16 protein-coding genes are annotated in these 15,649 nt (G+C 61.2%); 8 read left to right on the top strand and 8 right to left on the bottom strand.

Annotation, left to right across the window (positions count from 1 at the left end; translation table 11 throughout):
• Positions 1-2,055, bottom strand: a complete 2,055-nt coding sequence (gene glyS, locus HNQ83_RS00520; protein WP_175387182.1) for a glycine--tRNA ligase subunit beta — start codon at positions 2,053-2,055, stop codon at positions 1-3.
• Positions 2,052-3,005 carry a glycine--tRNA ligase subunit alpha gene (gene glyQ, locus HNQ83_RS00515; protein WP_003213601.1) on the bottom strand — a complete coding sequence of 318 codons (954 nt, stop codon included), beginning with the start codon at positions 3,003-3,005 and terminating at the stop codon, positions 2,052-2,054. Before glyQ ends, glyS begins: the two co-directional genes overlap by 4 nt.
• A gap of 81 nt (positions 3,006-3,086) precedes the next feature.
• Here glyQ and tag point away from each other — a divergent pair, with 81 nt between their 5' ends.
• The 3 genes from tag to HNQ83_RS00500 all read left to right on the top strand — a co-directional run bounded on the left by tag (position 3,087) and on the right by HNQ83_RS00500 (position 4,884).
• The gene (gene tag / locus HNQ83_RS00510; protein ID WP_175387181.1) at positions 3,087-3,644 is read left to right on the top strand and encodes a DNA-3-methyladenine glycosylase I; all 558 of its coding nucleotides are present in this window, start codon (positions 3,087-3,089) and stop codon (positions 3,642-3,644) included.
• Positions 3,645-3,684: 40 nt separating this feature from the next.
• On the top strand, positions 3,685-4,572 hold the full coding sequence (locus HNQ83_RS00505) for a lysophospholipid acyltransferase (protein ID WP_175387180.1): 888 nt from the start codon (positions 3,685-3,687) through the stop codon (positions 4,570-4,572).
• A gap of 72 nt (positions 4,573-4,644) precedes the next feature.
• Positions 4,645-4,884, top strand: a complete 240-nt coding sequence (locus HNQ83_RS00500) for a PilZ domain-containing protein (RefSeq protein ID WP_175387179.1) — start codon at positions 4,645-4,647, stop codon at positions 4,882-4,884.
• Here the strand turns inward: HNQ83_RS00500 and HNQ83_RS00495 are convergent, their stop codons facing one another.
• The 5 genes from HNQ83_RS00495 to def all read right to left on the bottom strand — a co-directional run bounded on the left by HNQ83_RS00495 (position 4,885) and on the right by def (position 9,616).
• A complete protein-coding gene (locus HNQ83_RS00495; RefSeq protein WP_175387178.1) occupies positions 4,885-5,199 on the bottom strand; it encodes a tetratricopeptide repeat protein in 315 nt (104 codons plus the stop codon).
• A gap of 177 nt (positions 5,200-5,376) precedes the next feature.
• Positions 5,377-6,750, bottom strand: a complete 1,374-nt coding sequence (gene trkA, locus HNQ83_RS00490; RefSeq protein WP_175387177.1) for a Trk system potassium transporter TrkA — start codon at positions 6,748-6,750, stop codon at positions 5,377-5,379.
• Positions 6,751-6,772: 22 nt separating this feature from the next.
• Complete coding sequence (rsmB, locus tag HNQ83_RS00485) at positions 6,773-8,083, bottom strand: 16S rRNA (cytosine(967)-C(5))-methyltransferase RsmB (protein WP_175387176.1); 1,311 nt, start codon at positions 8,081-8,083, stop codon at positions 6,773-6,775.
• Positions 8,080-9,039 (bottom strand): methionyl-tRNA formyltransferase, encoded by a 960-nt coding sequence (gene fmt, locus HNQ83_RS00480; protein ID WP_175387175.1) that lies wholly within the window; start codon positions 9,037-9,039, stop codon positions 8,080-8,082. The genes rsmB and fmt overlap by 4 nt, the downstream gene beginning before the upstream one ends.
• Positions 9,040-9,109: 70 nt before the next feature.
• Positions 9,110-9,616: a peptide deformylase gene (def, locus tag HNQ83_RS00475; RefSeq protein WP_175387174.1), complete on the bottom strand. Its 507-nt coding sequence runs from the start codon at positions 9,614-9,616 to the stop codon at positions 9,110-9,112.
• A gap of 166 nt (positions 9,617-9,782) precedes the next feature.
• On the opposite strand from def, the gene HNQ83_RS00470 reads away from it, so the two are divergent.
• From HNQ83_RS00470 to HNQ83_RS00460, 3 genes are all read left to right on the top strand, one after another.
• Complete coding sequence (locus HNQ83_RS00470; RefSeq protein WP_175387173.1) at positions 9,783-10,808, top strand: LysM peptidoglycan-binding domain-containing protein; 1,026 nt, start codon at positions 9,783-9,785, stop codon at positions 10,806-10,808.
• A gap of 81 nt (positions 10,809-10,889) precedes the next feature.
• Complete coding sequence (gene dprA, locus HNQ83_RS00465) at positions 10,890-11,996, top strand: DNA-processing protein DprA (RefSeq protein ID WP_175387172.1); 1,107 nt, start codon at positions 10,890-10,892, stop codon at positions 11,994-11,996.
• A 54-nt stretch (positions 11,997-12,050) separates the two neighbouring features.
• Positions 12,051-12,608: an L-threonylcarbamoyladenylate synthase gene (locus HNQ83_RS00460; protein ID WP_175387171.1), complete on the top strand. Its 558-nt coding sequence runs from the start codon at positions 12,051-12,053 to the stop codon at positions 12,606-12,608.
• A gap of 115 nt (positions 12,609-12,723) precedes the next feature.
• Here the strand turns inward: HNQ83_RS00460 and HNQ83_RS00455 are convergent, their stop codons facing one another.
• Complete coding sequence (locus HNQ83_RS00455) at positions 12,724-13,701, bottom strand: NADPH:quinone reductase (protein WP_175387170.1); 978 nt, start codon at positions 13,699-13,701, stop codon at positions 12,724-12,726.
• Between the two features lie 163 nt (positions 13,702-13,864).
• Between HNQ83_RS00455 and hemF the strand changes: the two genes are divergently transcribed.
• Complete coding sequence (gene hemF, locus HNQ83_RS00450; protein ID WP_175387169.1) at positions 13,865-14,779, top strand: oxygen-dependent coproporphyrinogen oxidase; 915 nt, start codon at positions 13,865-13,867, stop codon at positions 14,777-14,779.
• A 13-nt stretch (positions 14,780-14,792) separates the two neighbouring features.
• A complete protein-coding gene (aroE, locus tag HNQ83_RS00445; RefSeq protein WP_175387168.1) occupies positions 14,793-15,614 on the top strand; it encodes a shikimate dehydrogenase in 822 nt (273 codons plus the stop codon).
• Positions 15,615-15,649: the final 35 nt, after the last annotated feature.

Genomic DNA, 15,649 nt, shown 5'->3' with positions numbered 1-15,649 from the left:
TTACCCCAACAACGAAATATCGGCAACGCCGAGGAACAAGCCACGCAGACGCGCCAGCAGCGCATAGCGGTTGGCACGGACCTTGGCGTCTTCAGCGTTGACCATCACCGCTTCGAAGAACGCATCCACAGGCTCACGCAGTGCAGCCAGGCGTGCCAGGGATTCGCTGTACTGACGTGCAGCAGCCATAGGCTGAACAGCCTGGTCTGCCTGCTGGATCGCCGAGTACAGGGAGAACTCGTTGGCGTTGTCGAAGTACTTGGCTTCCACGACGGTCGGCACGGAACCTTCGACCTTGCTCAGCAGATTCGATACACGCTTGTTCACCGCAGCCAGTGCCGCGGCTTCCGGCAATTGGCGGAACGCTTCCACCGCTTGTACGCGCTGGTCGAAGTCCAGGGCAGAACCCGGCTTCAAGGCGCGGACCGACAGGTAGGTCGCGACGTCAACGCCTTCGTCTTCGTAGCGCGCACGCAGACGGTCGAAGATGAACTCCAGCACCGCGTCGTTCAGACCGGCTGCCTTGACCTTGGCGCCGAACGCATTCACGGCGAAGGCCACGGCGTCGTTCAGGTCCAGATCCAGTTGCTTCTCGATCAGGATGCGCAGCACGCCGAGTGCCGCACGGCGCAGGGCATACGGGTCTTTACTGCCGGTTGGCAGCATACCGATACCGAAAATGCCGACCAGGGTGTCGAGCTTGTCGGCGATGGCCACGGCCGCACCGGTTAGGGTGGATGGCAGTTCAGCGCCAGCACCGCGCGGCATGTACTGCTCGTTCAGCGCCAGTGCAACATCTTCCGGCTCGCCATCGTTGAGGGCGTAGTAGTAGCCGGCGACACCTTGCATTTCCGGGAATTCGCCGACCATCTCGGTCGCCAGGTCGCACTTGGACAGCAAACCTGCACGAGCAGCCCAGGAGGCGTTACCGCCAATTCGCGCGGCAATGTAGGCGGCCAGTTTGGAAACACGTTCGGCCTTGTCGTAGACGCTGCCGAGTTTTTCCTGGAACACAACGTTTTGCAGGCGCTGGTTGAAATCTTCGAGTTTCTGCTTCTTGTCTTGCTTGAAGAAGAACTCGGCGTCGGTCAGGCGTGGGCGAACCACTTTCTCGTTACCGGCGATGATCTGCTGCGGATCCTTGCTCTCGATGTTGGCCACGGTAATGAAGCGTGGCAGCAACTTGCCGTCGACATCCAGCAGGCAGAAGTACTTCTGGTTGTCCTGCATGGTGGTGATCAGGGCTTCTTGCGGTACATCGAGGAAGCGTTCTTCGAACGAGCACACCAGCGGTACTGGCCACTCGACCAGTGCGGTCACTTCGTCGAGCAGGTCCGGCGGCACGATCGCGGTGCCTTCCTGGCGGGTCGCCAGTTCTTCGGTGCGCTTGCTGATGATCTCGCGACGCTCGTTGGCATCGGCCAATACGTAAGCGGCACGCAGGTCGGCCAGGTAGCTGGACGGCGAACCGATACGCACGCTTTCCGGGTGGTGGAAGCGGTGGCCACGGGAATCACGGCCGGCCTTCTGGGCGAGGATGGTGCAGTCGATGACCTGGTCACCGAGCAGCATCACCAGCCATTGAGTCGGACGAACGAATTCTTCCTTGCGCGCACCCCAGCGCATGCGCTTTGGAATCGGCAGGTCGTTCAGGGAATCTTCGACGATGGTCGGCAGCAGGCTCGCGGTCGGCTTGCCGGCAATGCTCTGGCTGTAGCGCAGTTTCGGGCCGCTCTGATCGATTTCGCTCAGGTCGACGCCGCATTTCTTGGCAAAGCCCAGTGCCGCTTGAGTCGGATTGCCTTCGGCATCGAACGCAGCCTGACGTGGCGGACCGTCGAGGTTGATGCTGCGATCCGGTTGCTGGGTGGCCAGCGAGGTGATCAGCACGGCCAGACGACGTGGCGCCGCGTAAACGGTTTTGGTTTCGTAGTTCAGGCCGGCGGCTTGCAGGCCCTTGTCGATACCGGCAAGAAACGCCTCGGCCAGGGTGTTCAGGGCCTTGGGTGGCAGTTCTTCAGTGCCCAGTTCAACCAGAAAATCCAGAGCACTCATTGTGCAGCCTCCAGCTTGGCCAGTACTTCGTCACGCAGGTCCGGGGTCGCCATCGGGAAGCCCAGCTTGGCGCGAGCCAGCAGGTAGGCTTGCGCAACGGAACGCGCCAGGGTGCGAACACGCAGAATGTATTGCTGACGCGCGGTCACGGAAATCGCCCGGCGTGCATCCAGCAGGTTGAAGGTATGGGAAGCCTTCAACACCATTTCGTAGCTCGGCAACGGCAGCGGCTGGTCGAGTTCGATCAGACGCTTGGCTTCGCTTTCGTAGAAATCGAACAGTTCGAACAGCTTCTCGACGTTGGCGTGCTCGAAGTTGTAGGTCGACTGCTCCACTTCGTTCTGGTGGAACACATCGCCGTAGGTCACCTTGCCGAACGGACCGTCAGCCCAGACCAGGTCGTAGACCGAATCCACGCCTTGCAGGTACATGGCCAGGCGTTCCAGACCGTAAGTGATCTCGCCAGTGACCGGGTAGCATTCGATACCGCCCGCTTGCTGGAAGTAAGTGAACTGCGTCACTTCCATGCCGTTGAGCCAGACTTCCCAGCCAAGACCCCAGGCGCCGAGGGTCGGCGATTCCCAGTTGTCTTCGACGAAGCGAATGTCATGCACCAGTGGGTCCAGGCCCACGTGCTTGAGCGAGCCCAGGTACAGCTCCTGGAAATTGTCCGGGTTCGGTTTCAGGACAACCTGGAACTGATAGTAGTGCTGCAGACGGTTCGGGTTTTCGCCGTAGCGGCCGTCAGTCGGGCGACGGCTTGGCTGCACGTAGGCGGCGTTCCAGGTTTCCGGGCCAATGGCGCGCAGGAATGTTGCAGTGTGGAAAGTGCCGGCGCCTACTTCCATATCGTAGGGCTGAAGTACCACACAACCTTGCTCGGCCCAGTATTGCTGGAGCGCGAGGATCAAGTCTTGGAAGGTACGCACGGCTGGCGTAGGCTGGCTCACGAAATTCACCTGTTTCTTGGGCTGCGATTTAAAGAGCGGGAGTATACCCGATTCATTGCTGCGCACGCCCCCTGGAGCCTTATGCCACGCTGCTTTTGGTGTTCCGAAGATCCGCTGTACATGGCTTATCACGATCAGGAGTGGGGCACGCCGCTACGCGATGCGCAGGGTTTGTTCGAGTTGCTTTTGCTCGAAGGGTTCCAGGCCGGGCTTTCCTGGATCACGGTGCTGCGCAAACGCGAGCATTATCGTCAGGTGATGTACGGCTTCGACGTGCAACGCGTGGCGCAGATGAGCGATGCGGAAATCGATGAGTTAATGCTTGATCCGGGCATCATCCGCAATCGCCTCAAGCTCAATGCCGCCCGGCGCAATGCCCAGGCCTGGCTGGCGCTGGAGGATCCGGTAGCGTTTCTATGGTCCTTCGTCGGGGGGGTACCCAAGATCAATCATTTCAAGGATCGCAGCGAAGTGCCGGCCATCACGCCGGAAGCGGTGGAGATGAGCAAAGGCTTGAAGAAAGCCGGCTTCACCTTCGTCGGCCCGACCATTTGCTATGCGCTGATGCAGGCCTCGGGCATGGTCATGGACCACACGCAGGATTGCGATCGCTACGCGATGCTGGCGAACGGCGGTTAGAATAGCCGCCTCGCGCACAGCACAAGATCAGGAGTGACCTGTGGATAAGTTTAAAGGCGCCTTGCTGGTAGGCGCTCTGCGGCTGTTTGCCCTGCTCCCTTGGTGGGCAGTGCAGGCCGTTGGCTCGGCGATTGGCTGGGTGATGTGGAAAACCCCCAACCGGTCCCGCGACGTGGTGCGGATCAATCTGTCCAAGTGCTTCCCGGACATGGACCCCGCCGATCGCGAGCGCCTGGTGGGCCAGAGCCTGAAAGATATCGGCAAGTCCCTGACGGAAAGCGCCTGCGCCTGGATCTGGCCGGCCCAGCGATCCATCGACCTGGTGCGCGAAGTCGAAGGCCTCGATGTGTTGAAAGACGCGCTCGCCTCCGGAAAAGGCGTCGTGGGCATCACCAGTCACCTGGGCAACTGGGAAGTGCTTAACCACTTCTATTGCAGCCAGTGCAAACCGATCATTTTCTACCGTCCGCCAAAATTGAAGGCGGTGGATGAACTGCTGCAAAAGCAGCGGGTGCAACTGGGCAACAAAGTGGCTGCGTCAACCAAGGAAGGCATCCTCAGCGTCATCAAGGAAGTGCGCAAAGGTGGTGCGGTGGGCATTCCCGCCGACCCGGAACCGGCCGAGTCCGCCGGGATATTCGTGCCGTTTTTCGCCACGCAGGCGCTGACCAGCAAATTCGTGCCGAACATGCTCGCCGGTGGCAAAGCGGTCGGTGTGTTCCTGCATGCACTGCGGCTGGAAGACGGTTCGGGCTACAAGGTCATCCTGGAAGCCGCGCCCGAGGCCATGTACAGCACCGATACCGCCACGTCCTGCGCGGCCATGAGTCAGGTCGTCGAGCGCTATGTGCGAGCGTATCCGAGCCAGTACATGTGGAGCATGAAGCGCTTCAAGAAGCGCCCGCCCGGCGAAGAACGCTGGTATTGAGTCGGTTGGCATGATCTGTGGATAAACTGGAGATCGGGGTTATCCACAACTGTTCATTCAAGGGCGCCGCAGATGTCCGAACACCGTAAGTCATTTCGCATCAAGATCACTCACGAAAGCGTTGGCGAATGCCTGGGTCAGACGCGCAATCTGTCGACCACAGGCGTCTACGTCAAGCATCCGGCATTGTCGAGGCTGCCCAGAGGCGCGGTGGTTTACGGGCAGGTCCAGGACTTACCCACAGGTGCGCCACGGGTGCGCATGGAAGTGGTGCAGGTGGACGCCGAAGGCATTGGCCTGCGTTACCTCTGATCAGTGCGCCTGGCGGTCGAGTTTCTTCAGGAAGACTGTCATTTCCTTCTCGGCCTGTTTATCGCCGTGATTTTGGGCCGCTTCGATCCCTTTCTCCCAAACCTGGCGCGCAGCCGCGTAATCCGCCAGCGCCAGATGCGCCTTGCCCAGTAGTTTCCAGGCCGCCGAATATTTCGGATCGATCTCAACGCAACGCTGAAAATGCTCCACGGCCTTGGCGTTCTCCCCCAAATCCAGATAACCCTTGCCCAGGCCGAAGCGTAGCAATGAGTTATCCACACCCTTGGCGAGCATTTTTTCCAGGGATTCGATCATGGGGGGATTCCTTGTACAGGTGTGTCAGGAAAAGATCTGTTTTGGTGAGATCGCCTCGCGAGCAGGCTCGCTCCCACAGTTGATCTTCAGTAAATACAAACCTTGTGTACAGCCGGGAACCCCTGTGGGAGCGAGCCTGCTCGCGAAGAGGCCCGCCTGGTCAGCACAAAGGCCAGATCAGAAAAAGCTCAATCCCACATGGAACAGCTTTTCCACATCACGAATATGCTTTTTATCCACAAGGAACAGAATCACATGGTCACCGGCTGCGATCACTGTGTCGTCGTGGGCGATGATCACTTCTTCGTCGCGAATGATCGCGCCAATGGTGGTGCCCGGCGGCAGGCCGATGTTCTCGATGGCCTTGCCGATGACTTTGCTCGATTTTTCATCACCGTGGGCAATGGCCTCGATCGCTTCCGCCGCGCCTCGGCGCAGTGAGTGCACGCTGACGATGTCACCGCGCCGCACGTGAGCCAGCAAGGTGCCGATGGTTGCCAGTTGCGGGCTGATGGCGATGTCGATGTCGCCACCCTGGATCAGGTCGACATAGGCCGGGTTGTTGATGATGGTCATCACCTTCTTCGCCCCCAGCCGTTTGGCCAGCAGCGACGACATGATGTTGGCCTCGTCGTCGTTGGTCAGGGCCAGGAAGATATCGGCGTCGGCGATGTTCTCTTCCAGCAGCAGATCGCGGTCCGAGGCACTGCCCTGCAACACCACGGTGCTGTCGAGGGTGTCCGAGAGATGACGGCAGCGCGCCGGGTTCATCTCGATGATCTTGACCTGGTAGCGGCTTTCGATGGCCTCGGCCAGTCGTTCGCCGATCTGTCCGCCGCCGGCGATGACGATGCGCTTGTAGGTCTCGTCGAGACGGCGCATTTCACTCATGACCGCACGAATGTTGGCCTTCGCAGCGATGAAAAACACTTCATCGTCTGCTTCGATCACCGTATCGCCTTGAGGCAGGATCGGCCGGTCCCGACGGAAAATCGCCGCGACGCGGGTTTCGACGTTGGGCATGTGTTCGCGCAACTGGCGCAGTTGCTGACCCACCAGCGGGCCGCCGTAATACGCCCGCACTGCGACGAGCTGCGCCTTGCCTTCGGCGAAGTCGATCACCTGCAACGCGCCCGGATGCTGGATCAGGCGCTTGATGTAGTTGGTGACCACTTGCTCCGGGCTGATCAGCACATCCACCGGGATCGCTTCGTTATCGAACAGTTCGGTGCGGGTCAGGTACCCGGCCTCGCGCACCCGGGCGATTTTTGTCGGGGTGTGGAACAGCGTGTGGGCGACCTGGCAGGCCACCATGTTGGTCTCGTCACTGTTGGTCACGGCGACCAGCATGTCGGCATCGTCCGCGCCGGCCTGACGCAGCACGCTCGGTATCGAGCCACGACCCTGTACCGTGCGAATGTCGAGGCGGTCGCCGAGATCGCGCAGGCGTTCGCCGTCGGTGTCGACCACCGTGATGTCGTTGGCCTCGCTGGCCAAGTGTTCCGCCAGCGAACCGCCGACCTGCCCCGCACCAAGGATGATGATTTTCATCCAGTCACTCCATTGAATCCGTTTAACCGCGCGCGGCGGCGATCTTGATCAGCTTGGCGTAGTAGAACCCGTCATGGCCGCCTTCCTGGGCCAGCAACTGGCGACCATGGGGCTGCTTGATGCCCGCTGCGGTTGCCAGGTCCAGCTCACGGGCACCCGGTGTGCGGGTGAGGAATGCCTCGATGACTTCGGTGTTCTCGGTCGGCAATGTGGAGCACGTGGCGTAGAGCAGGATGCCGCCGACCTCCAGGGTTTTCCACATGGCATCGAGCAGTTCGCCCTGCAGAACCGCCAGCGCGGCGATGTCATCGGGTTGGCGGGTGAGCTTGATGTCCGGGTGACGACGAATCACGCCGGTGGCCGAGCATGGTGCGTCCAGCAGGATGCGCTGGAATGGCTTGCCGTCCCACCAGGCCTGAGTGTCGCGGCCATCGGCGGCGATCAGTTCGGCGTTCAGGCCCAGGCGTTCGAGGTTTTCCCGCACCCGTACCAGACGCTTGGCTTCCAGGTCCACTGCCACAACACCGGCCAATCCTGGCTCGGCTTCAAGAATGTGGCAGGTCTTGCCGCCCGGTGCGCAGCAGGCGTCCAGCACGCGCTGGCCCGGTGCCAGGTCGAGCAGATCGGCCGCCAGTTGCGCCGCTTCGTCCTGCACGCTGATCCAGCCTTCAGTGAAACCCGGCAGACTGCGTACGTCGGCGGCAGCGTCGAGGATGATGCCGTCCCGGCTATAAACACACGGGTTGGCGGCGATGCCGGCTCCGCTCAACAGCTCGAGGTAAGCATCACGGGTTTGATGGCGGCGGTTGACCCGCAGAATCATCGGCGGGTGCGCGTTGTTCGCCGTGCAAATGGCTTCCCACTGTTCAGGCCAGAAGGCTTTGAGGGATTTTTGCAGCCAGCGTGGGTGGGCGGTGCGCACTACCGGGTCACGTTCCAGCTCGGTCAGCAATGCTTCGCTTTCCCGTTGGGCGCGGCGTAGCACGGCGTTGAGCAAGGCCTTGGCCCAGGGCTTTTTCAGTTTGTCGGCGCACCCAACGGTTTCACCGATGGCGGCATGGGCCGGGACACGGGTATAGAGCAATTGGTAGAGGCCGACCAGCAGCAGTGCTTCGACATCGGCGTCAGCAGCCTTGAACGGCTTTTGCAGCAGCTTGGCTGCCAGCGCCGACAAGCGAGGCTGCCAGCGCGCAGTGCCGAACGCCAGGTCCTGGGTGAAACCGCGGTCGCGGTCCTCGACCTTGTCCAGTTGAGTCGGCAGTGAACTGTTGAGTGAGGCTTTTCCGTTAAGAACAGCAGCCAGTGCCTTGGCGGCGGCCAGACGTGGATTCATTGAGCGTCCGCCGTTTGGCCCAGAACGGTACCGGTGGCGAATTTCTCACGGCGGCTGTTGAACAAATCACTGAAGTTCAGCGCCTTGCCGCCGGGCAATTGCAGACGGGTCAGACACAAGGCCTGTTCACCGCAAGCGACGATCAGGCCGTCCTTGCTGGCGCCGAGGATTTCCCCCGGGGCGCCCTTGCCTTCAGTCAGATTCGCAGCCAGGACTTTCAGCGCTTCGCCGTTCAGTGTGCTGTGGGTAATCGGCCACGGGTTGAAGGCGCGTACCAGTCGCTCCAGCTCAACAGCCGGGCGCGTCCAGTCGATGCGGGCTTCGTCCTTGTTCAATTTGTGCGCGTAGGTGGCGAGGCTGTCGTCCTGCACTTCACCTTCCAGCGTTCCGGCGGCGAGGCCGGCAATCGCCTGCACCACGGCCGGTGGGCCCATTTCAGCCAGTCGATCATGGAGGCTGCCACCGGTGTCTTCGGCGCTGATCGGCGTGGTGACCTTCAGCAACATCGGCCCGGTATCGAGCCCTGCTTCCATGCGCATGACCGTCACGCCACTTTCTGCGTCACCCGCTTCGACGGCACGCTGGATCGGCGCCGCACCGCGCCAGCGCGGCAGCAGGGAGGCGTGGCTGTTGATGCAACCCAGGCGAGGAATATCCAGTACCACTTGCGGCAGGATCAGGCCGTAAGCGACCACTACCATCAAGTCCGGTTTCAGCGCGGTCAGTTCGGCCTGAGCGTCTTCGTTGCGCAGCGTTGGCGGTTGCAGCACCGGGATGTTGTGCTCCTGCGCCAACTGCTTGACCGGGCTCGGCATCAGCTTCTGCCCACGACCTGCCGGGCGATCCGGTTGGGTGTAGACCGCGACGATCTCGTAAGGACTGCTCAGCAGGGCTTTGAGGTGTTCGGCGGCGAATTCCGGGGTGCCGGCAAAGACAATGCGCAGTGGCTCGGTCATGGGTGGCTCTCTATTGCAAAGCTTCTTGAAAAGAAAAAGGCTTGCCGCAGCAAGCCTTTGAAGAGGGGCATCAGGCGTTCTGGCGATGAAGCTTTTCCAGTTTCTTCTTGATGCGATCGCGTTTGAGCGTGGACAGGTAATCGACGAACAATTTGCCGTTGAGGTGGTCGCATTCATGCTGGATGCACACGGCGAGCAGGTCTTCGGCGATCAGTTCGTAAGGCTGTCCGTCGCGGTCCAGCGCCTTGACCTTGACCCGTTGCGGGCGATCGACATTTTCGTAGAAACCCGGTACCGAAAGGCAGCCTTCCTGGTACTGGCCCATGTCGTCGGTCAGGGGTTCGAGCTCGGGGTTGATGAACACTCGTGGCTCGGTGCGGTCTTCGGAAAGGTCCATCACGACGATACGTTTGTGCACGTTGACCTGGGTCGCGGCGAGGCCGATGCCCGGAGCCTCATACATTGTTTCAAACATGTCATCGACCAACTGACGTACTTCATCGTCCACTACGGCCACCGGTTTGGCGATGGTGCGCAGGCGCGAGTCAGGGAATTCGAGGATGTTCAAAATGGCCATAAGCTTGATGACTGCACGTGTGAAGTAAGGTCGGGTCGGTGGCTGGTCCGAAGATGCAGGCTACCGTTGTAAAACGTAGCTCCCTTCTCTTCATAAGCAAGCCGGGAGCGAGCCATTGATGGCTCTGGCGTTTCACGCGAACGTACATAATAAAGGGATTCACCGCATGAGGAAATCACTACTCGCCCTGCTCCTTCTGGTCTCTGCCGGCCTGGCGCACGGGCAAGTGCAACTCAGGGAAGGTTTTCCACAGCAATACACGGTGGCGTCGGGGGACACGCTCTGGGACATCGCCGGAAAATTCCTCCGTGAACCATGGCAGTGGCCGCAGCTGTGGCAAGCCAATCCGCACATCGAAAACCCCAACCTCATTTACCCCGGCGATACGCTTTCGCTGGTCTACGTCAACGGTCAGCCACGACTGACGCTCAATCGAGGCGCCTCCCGAGGCACTATCAAACTCTCGCCACGAGTGCGCAGCAGCCCGGTGGCCGATGCGATTCCGAGCATTCCGCTGAAATCGATCAACAGCTTCCTGCTGAGCAACCGCATCGTCGACAAGGTCGAGGATTTCGACCTGGCGCCCTACATCGTCGCCGGTGATGCCGAACGTGTGCTCAGCGGTATGGGTGACCGCATCTTCGCCCGCGGCCACTTCGACCCGGCGCAACCGGTCTACGGCATCTTCCGCCAGGGCAAGGTCTACACCGATCCGCAGACCCAGGAGTTTCTGGGGATCAACGCGGACGACGTCGGCGGCGGCGAGATCGTTGCGACCGAAGGTGATGTCGCCACGCTGGCGCTGCAGCGCACAACCCAGGAAGTGCGCCTGGGCGACCGCCTGTTCAGTGGCGAAGAACGCTCGATCAACTCGACCTTCATGCCCAGCGCCCCCGGCACCGATATCAACGGCCTGATCATTGATGTCCCACGCGGGGTCACGCAGATCGGCGCATTGGATGTGGTGACGCTGAACAAGGGCCAGCGCGATGGCTTGGCCGAAGGCAATGTGTTGGTGGTGATGAAGACAGGTGAAACCGTGCGTGACCGGATCACCGGCCAACCGCTGAAAATTCCTGATGAGCGCGCGGGCCTGCTCATGGTTTTCCGTACTTACGACAAACTCAGTTACGGTCTGGTGCTCAACGCATCGCGCTCGCTGGCGGTGATGGACAAAGTGCGAAATCCGTAAGCGTGCTTCACAAGTTACCAACAGAGTTATCCACAGCTTATTCCCGCTTGGACGGGTGCTTATAACGATCAAGGAAGATCCATGTCACAGTCGGCCGTCACACCGGTTTCCCCTGCGGAACTGGAAGCTCGTTTACGTCTGCACCGTCTGCCTGAACTCGGCCCGGCGCGTTTCAAGAAGCTGCTGGAAGCCTTCGGTTCAGCGTCCAAAGCCATCAGCGCCCCGGCCAGTGCCTGGCGTGCATTGGGCTTGCCGCTGGCCTGTTCGGAGGCTCGGCGCTCTGCGGAAATTCGCGATGGCGCGAGCCATGCATTGGCCTGGCTGGAGCGTCCGGCCCAGCATTTACTGATGTGGGACCAGCCTGACTATCCCGCACTGCTGGCGGAAATCAGCGATGCCCCGCCGCTGTTATTCGTGGCAGGAAATCCGGGCATTCTGGAAAAACCGCAACTGGCGATGGTTGGCAGTCGTCGTGCTTCACGACCGGGCATGGACACCGCCGTTGCATTTTCCCGCTGCCTGGCGAGTGCCGGTTTTGTCATCACCAGTGGTCTTGCCCTGGGCATCGACGCCGCCGCGCACCAGGCAGCCTTGGACGTTGGCGGGCAAACGGTCGGCGTGCTTGGCACGGGACTGGAAAAGTTTTATCCACAGCGTAATCGGCGACTGGCCGACGCGATGATTGCCTCGGGCAGCGCGGTGCTTTCCGAGTTTCCGCTGGACGCCGGCCCGACGGCGAGCAACTTCCCGCGGCGCAATCGCATCATCAGTGGTTTGTCCCTCGGCGTGCTGGTGGTCGAGGCCAGTGTGGCCAGCGGTTCATTGATCACCGCGAGGTTGGCGGTGGAGCAAGGGCGCGAGGTGTATGCGATTCCGGGCTCGATCCATCATCCGGGCGCCAAGGGTTGCCACCAACTGATCCGCGACGGCGCGGTGCTGGTGGAAACCGTCGAACATATCTTCGAAGCCTTGCGGGGTTGGCAGCAGCTGCCTTTATCCCCAGGGACGCCGGCGAGCGATGTGCTTCATCCCTTGCTGACGCTGTTGCACGCCGCGCCCCACACCAGTGAAGCCCTGGCCGATGCCAGCGGCTGGGCCTTGCCAAAGGTGCTGGCGGCGCTGACCGAACTGGAAATGGAGGGCCGTGCGGTCTGTGAAAACGGGCGCTGGTTTGCACGGGTGAGCTAGGTTTTATAAGGAAGATCGGTAAACTGCGCAGAGCCTTATTCTGGAGAGTTTTTCATGGTCAACAGTTGGCGTGTGCAACAAGCCGCACGAGCCGTTCGCGCAGGGGCGGTGATTGCCTACCCAACCGAAGCCGTCTGGGGGCTGGGTTGCGACCCGTGGGACGAAGAGGCAGTGGACCGCTTGCTGCTGATCAAGGGCCGGTCTGTGGATAAAGGCCTGATTCTGGTTGCGGATAACATTCGCCAGTTCGATTTTCTGTTCGAAGACTTCCCTGAGCTGTGGATGGACCGCATGGCCAGCACCTGGCCGGGGCCCAACACGTGGCTGGTGCCGCATCAGAATCTGTTGCCGCAGTGGATTACCGGCGTGCATGAAACGGTGGCCTTGCGCGTCAGCGATCACCCGCAGGTACGGGACCTATGCGCCCTTGTCGGGCCTCTGGTGTCGACGTCCGCCAACCCGCAGGGCCGGCCGGCGGCGCGTACGCGGGTTCGCGTCGAGCAGTATTTCCGTGGGCAGGTTGATCTGGTGCTGGGCGGGATGTTGGGTGGGCGCAAGAACCCGAGCGTGATTCGCGATCTGGCGACCGGGCACGTGGTGCGTCCGGATTGAGACCGAGGTGACACCATTCGCGAGCAGGCTCGCTCCCACAGTAGATCTTCAGTGAACACAGGATGGGTGTTCGACAACGATCAATGTGGGAGCGAGCCTGCTCGCGAAAGCGTCTTTAAGGCAACAGAACCACCGAGCCCGTCGTGCGCCGCGCCGACAATTCAGTCTGCGCCTTCGCCGCCTCCGCCAGTGGATAACGCTGGCTGATATCCACGTTCAGCTTGCCGCTGATGATCATCTCGAACAGCTCATCGGCCATGCGTTGCAGGTTCTCTGCATTATTGGCGTAGGTTCCCAGGGTCGGCCGGGTCACGTACAGCGAACCTTTCGCCGCCAGAATCCCCAGGTTCACGCCATCCACTGCGCCCGAAGCATTGCCGAAACTCACCACCAGCCCCCGGGGCGCGACGCTGTCCAGAGAGGTCAGCCAGGTGTCCTTGCCGACGCCGTCGTACACCACCGGTACTTTCTTGCCGTCAGTCAATTCCAGTACGCGCTGTGCGACGTTTTCATGGCTGTAGTCGATGGTTGCCCAGGCGCCATTGGCCTTGGCCAGGGCGGCTTTTTCCGCTGAACTCACCGTGCCGATCAACTTAACGCCCAAGGCCTTGGCCCACTGGCAGGCCAGGGAGCCCACACCACCGGCAGCGGCGTGGAACAGGATGGTTTCGCCACCCTTGAGTTCATAGGTCTGACGCAACAGGTACTGCACTGTCAGGCCCTTGAGCATCACCCCGGCCGCCTGTTCGTAGCTGATAGCATCCGGAAGGTGAACCAGATTGGCCTCGGGCAAAACGTGAACGTCACTGTAGGCGCCCAAGGGGCCGCTGCCGTAAGCCACGCGATCGCCGACCTTGAACCGGGTGACTTCGCTGCCGACCGCCTCGACCACCCCTGCGCCTTCGGAGCCCACGCCCGATGGCAGGGACGGTGGCGGATAGAGCCCGCTGCGGTAATAGGTATCGATGAAGTTCAGGCCGATGGCCTTGTTAGTCACGCGGACCTGCTGCGGACCGGGCTCGGCGGGTTGGTACTCCACATACTCGAGTACTTCGGGGCCGCCATGGACGCGGAACTGGATACGCTTTGCCATTTGCCTTCTCCTTGGGTCGTCAATGCGAAGCTCCCTATCGAACTCCTAAGCTTGATCTTCGTCAACTGCGACGAGCGTATCGGCGGTGGTATGCTACGCGCCCATTTGCGCAGGCTGGCTCCTGTGGAGCGCCGCGTAGCTTTGCCCGATCCAAGGTGATGCCATGACTACCCGCACCGAGGCCGTAAAAGCCTACCTGCTCGACCTGCAAGACCGCATTTGCGCTGCACTGGAAGCCGAAGACGGCGGCACGCGCTTTGTCGAAGACGCCTGGACCCGGCCTGCCGGCGGTGGCGGACGGACGCGGGTGATTGAAAACGGTACGGTCATCGAAAAAGGTGGTGTCAACTTTTCCCACGTCTTCGGCAGTGGTTTGCCTCCATCCGCCAGCGCCCATCGGCCGGAACTGGCCGGGCGTGGCTTCGAAGCCTTGGGCGTGTCGCTGGTGATTCACCCGCACAACCCGCACGTACCGACGTCCCACGCCAATGTGCGTTTTTTCATCGCCGAAAAAGAAGGCGAAGAGCCAGTCTGGTGGTTCGGCGGTGGTTTCGATCTGACACCGTATTACGGCAACATCGATGATTGCGTGCACTGGCATCGTGTCGCCGAGCAGGCCTGTGCGCCATTCGGCCCGGACGTCTACCCGCGTTACAAGGCCTGGTGCGACAGTTATTTCCACATCAAGCATCGCCACGAGCCTCGTGGCATCGGCGGCCTGTTTTTCGATGATCTGAACGAGTGGGACTTCGACACCAGTTTCGCCTTCATGCGCGCCATTGGTGATGCCTACATCGATGCTTATCTGCCGATCGTGCAGCGCCGCAAGCACGATGCATTCACCGCCGAGCAGCGTGAGTTCCAGGAGTACCGTCGCGGACGTTACGTCGAGTTCAACCTGGTTTACGACCGCGGCACCCTGTTCGGCCTGCAATCGGGCGGACGTACCGAGTCGATCCTCATGTCCCTGCCCCCTCAGGTTCGTTGGGGTTACGATTGGAAAGCCCAACCTGGCAGCGAAGAAGCGCGCCTGACCGAGTATTTCCTGCAAGACCGCGACTGGTTGGCCGAGGCCTGAACGAGGAATATTGATGGACCGTTATGTCGTTTTCGGTAACCCGATTGGCCACAGCAAGTCGCCACTGATTCATCGGCTGTTCGCCGAACAGACCGCGCAGAAACTCGACTACAGCACTTCGCTGGCGCCTCTCGACGATTTTTCCGGCTGCGCCCGGGCATTTTTCCTCGAAGGCCGGGGAGCGAACGTGACGGTTCCGTTCAAGGAAGAGGCCTATCGCCTGGCGGACACCTTGACTGCGCGGGCCCAGCGGGCCGGTGCGGTAAATACCCTGAGCAAGCTGGACGATGGCAGTCTTCTGGGCGACAACACCGACGGCGCTGGCCTGGTCCGGGACCTGACGGTCAACGCCGGGTTCAGCCTCAAGGGCAAACGCATTTTGCTGCTCGGTGCCGGTGGCGCGGTGCGCGGTGCACTGGAGCCATTGCTGGCCGAGCAGCCGGCGTCGGTGATCATCGCCAACCGCACCGTGGACAAGGCCGAATTACTGGCCGAGCTGTTCTGCGATCTGGGCCCGGTATCGGCCAGCGGCTATGACTGGCTGCAGGAATCGGTGGACCTGATCATCAATGCGACCTCCGCGAGCCTTTCGGGCGATGTGCCGCCGATTGCCGCCAGCCTGATCGAACCGGGCAAAACGGTGTGCTACGACATGATGTACGGCAAGGAGCCGACCTCGTTCTGTCGTTGGGCCGCCGAACACGGCGCGGCGGTGGCGATGGATGGCTTGGGCATGCTCGCCGAACAGGCGGCGGAGGCGTTTTTCCTGTGGCGTGGGGTGCGCCCGGACACGGCGCCGGTGTTGGCCGAACTTCGCCGACAACTGGCCGCGTAACCCCCTGTAGGAGCGAGCCTGCTCGCGATGGACGT

Origin of the sequence: Pseudomonas sp. C2B4 (assembly GCF_013359695.1) — a bacterium.
Lineage (GTDB): Bacteria > Pseudomonadota > Gammaproteobacteria > Pseudomonadales > Pseudomonadaceae > Aquipseudomonas.
Note: the sequence above shows the minus strand (reverse complement) of the source record. Positions and strands in the feature narration are given on the sequence as shown.

Bases quoted from the DNA above. Each gene is read 5' to 3' on its own strand.
- glyS (WP_175387182.1), bottom strand. From the start codon at position 2,055: ATGAGTGCTCTGGATTTTCTGGTTGAACTGGGCACTGAAGAACTGCCA.
- trkA (WP_175387177.1), bottom strand. From the start codon at position 6,750: ATGAAAATCATCATCCTTGGTGCGGGGCAGGTCGGCGGTTCGCTGGCG.
- HNQ83_RS00500 (WP_175387179.1), top strand. From the start codon at position 4,645: ATGTCCGAACACCGTAAGTCATTTCGCATCAAGATCACTCACGAAAGC.
- HNQ83_RS00455 (WP_175387170.1), bottom strand. From the start codon at position 13,701: ATGGCAAAGCGTATCCAGTTCCGCGTCCATGGCGGCCCCGAAGTACTC.
- aroE (WP_175387168.1), top strand. From the start codon at position 14,793: ATGGACCGTTATGTCGTTTTCGGTAACCCGATTGGCCACAGCAAGTCG.
- def (WP_175387174.1), bottom strand. From the start codon at position 9,616: ATGGCCATTTTGAACATCCTCGAATTCCCTGACTCGCGCCTGCGCACC.
- HNQ83_RS00460 (WP_175387171.1), top strand. From the start codon at position 12,051: ATGGTCAACAGTTGGCGTGTGCAACAAGCCGCACGAGCCGTTCGCGCA.
- hemF (WP_175387169.1), top strand. From the start codon at position 13,865: ATGACTACCCGCACCGAGGCCGTAAAAGCCTACCTGCTCGACCTGCAA.
- fmt (WP_175387175.1), bottom strand. From the start codon at position 9,039: ATGACCGAGCCACTGCGCATTGTCTTTGCCGGCACCCCGGAATTCGCC.
- tag (WP_175387181.1), top strand. From the start codon at position 3,087: ATGCCACGCTGCTTTTGGTGTTCCGAAGATCCGCTGTACATGGCTTAT.
- HNQ83_RS00470 (WP_175387173.1), top strand. From the start codon at position 9,783: ATGAGGAAATCACTACTCGCCCTGCTCCTTCTGGTCTCTGCCGGCCTG.
- HNQ83_RS00495 (WP_175387178.1), bottom strand. From the start codon at position 5,199: ATGATCGAATCCCTGGAAAAAATGCTCGCCAAGGGTGTGGATAACTCA.
- dprA (WP_175387172.1), top strand. From the start codon at position 10,890: ATGTCACAGTCGGCCGTCACACCGGTTTCCCCTGCGGAACTGGAAGCT.
- rsmB (WP_175387176.1), bottom strand. From the start codon at position 8,083: ATGAATCCACGTCTGGCCGCCGCCAAGGCACTGGCTGCTGTTCTTAAC.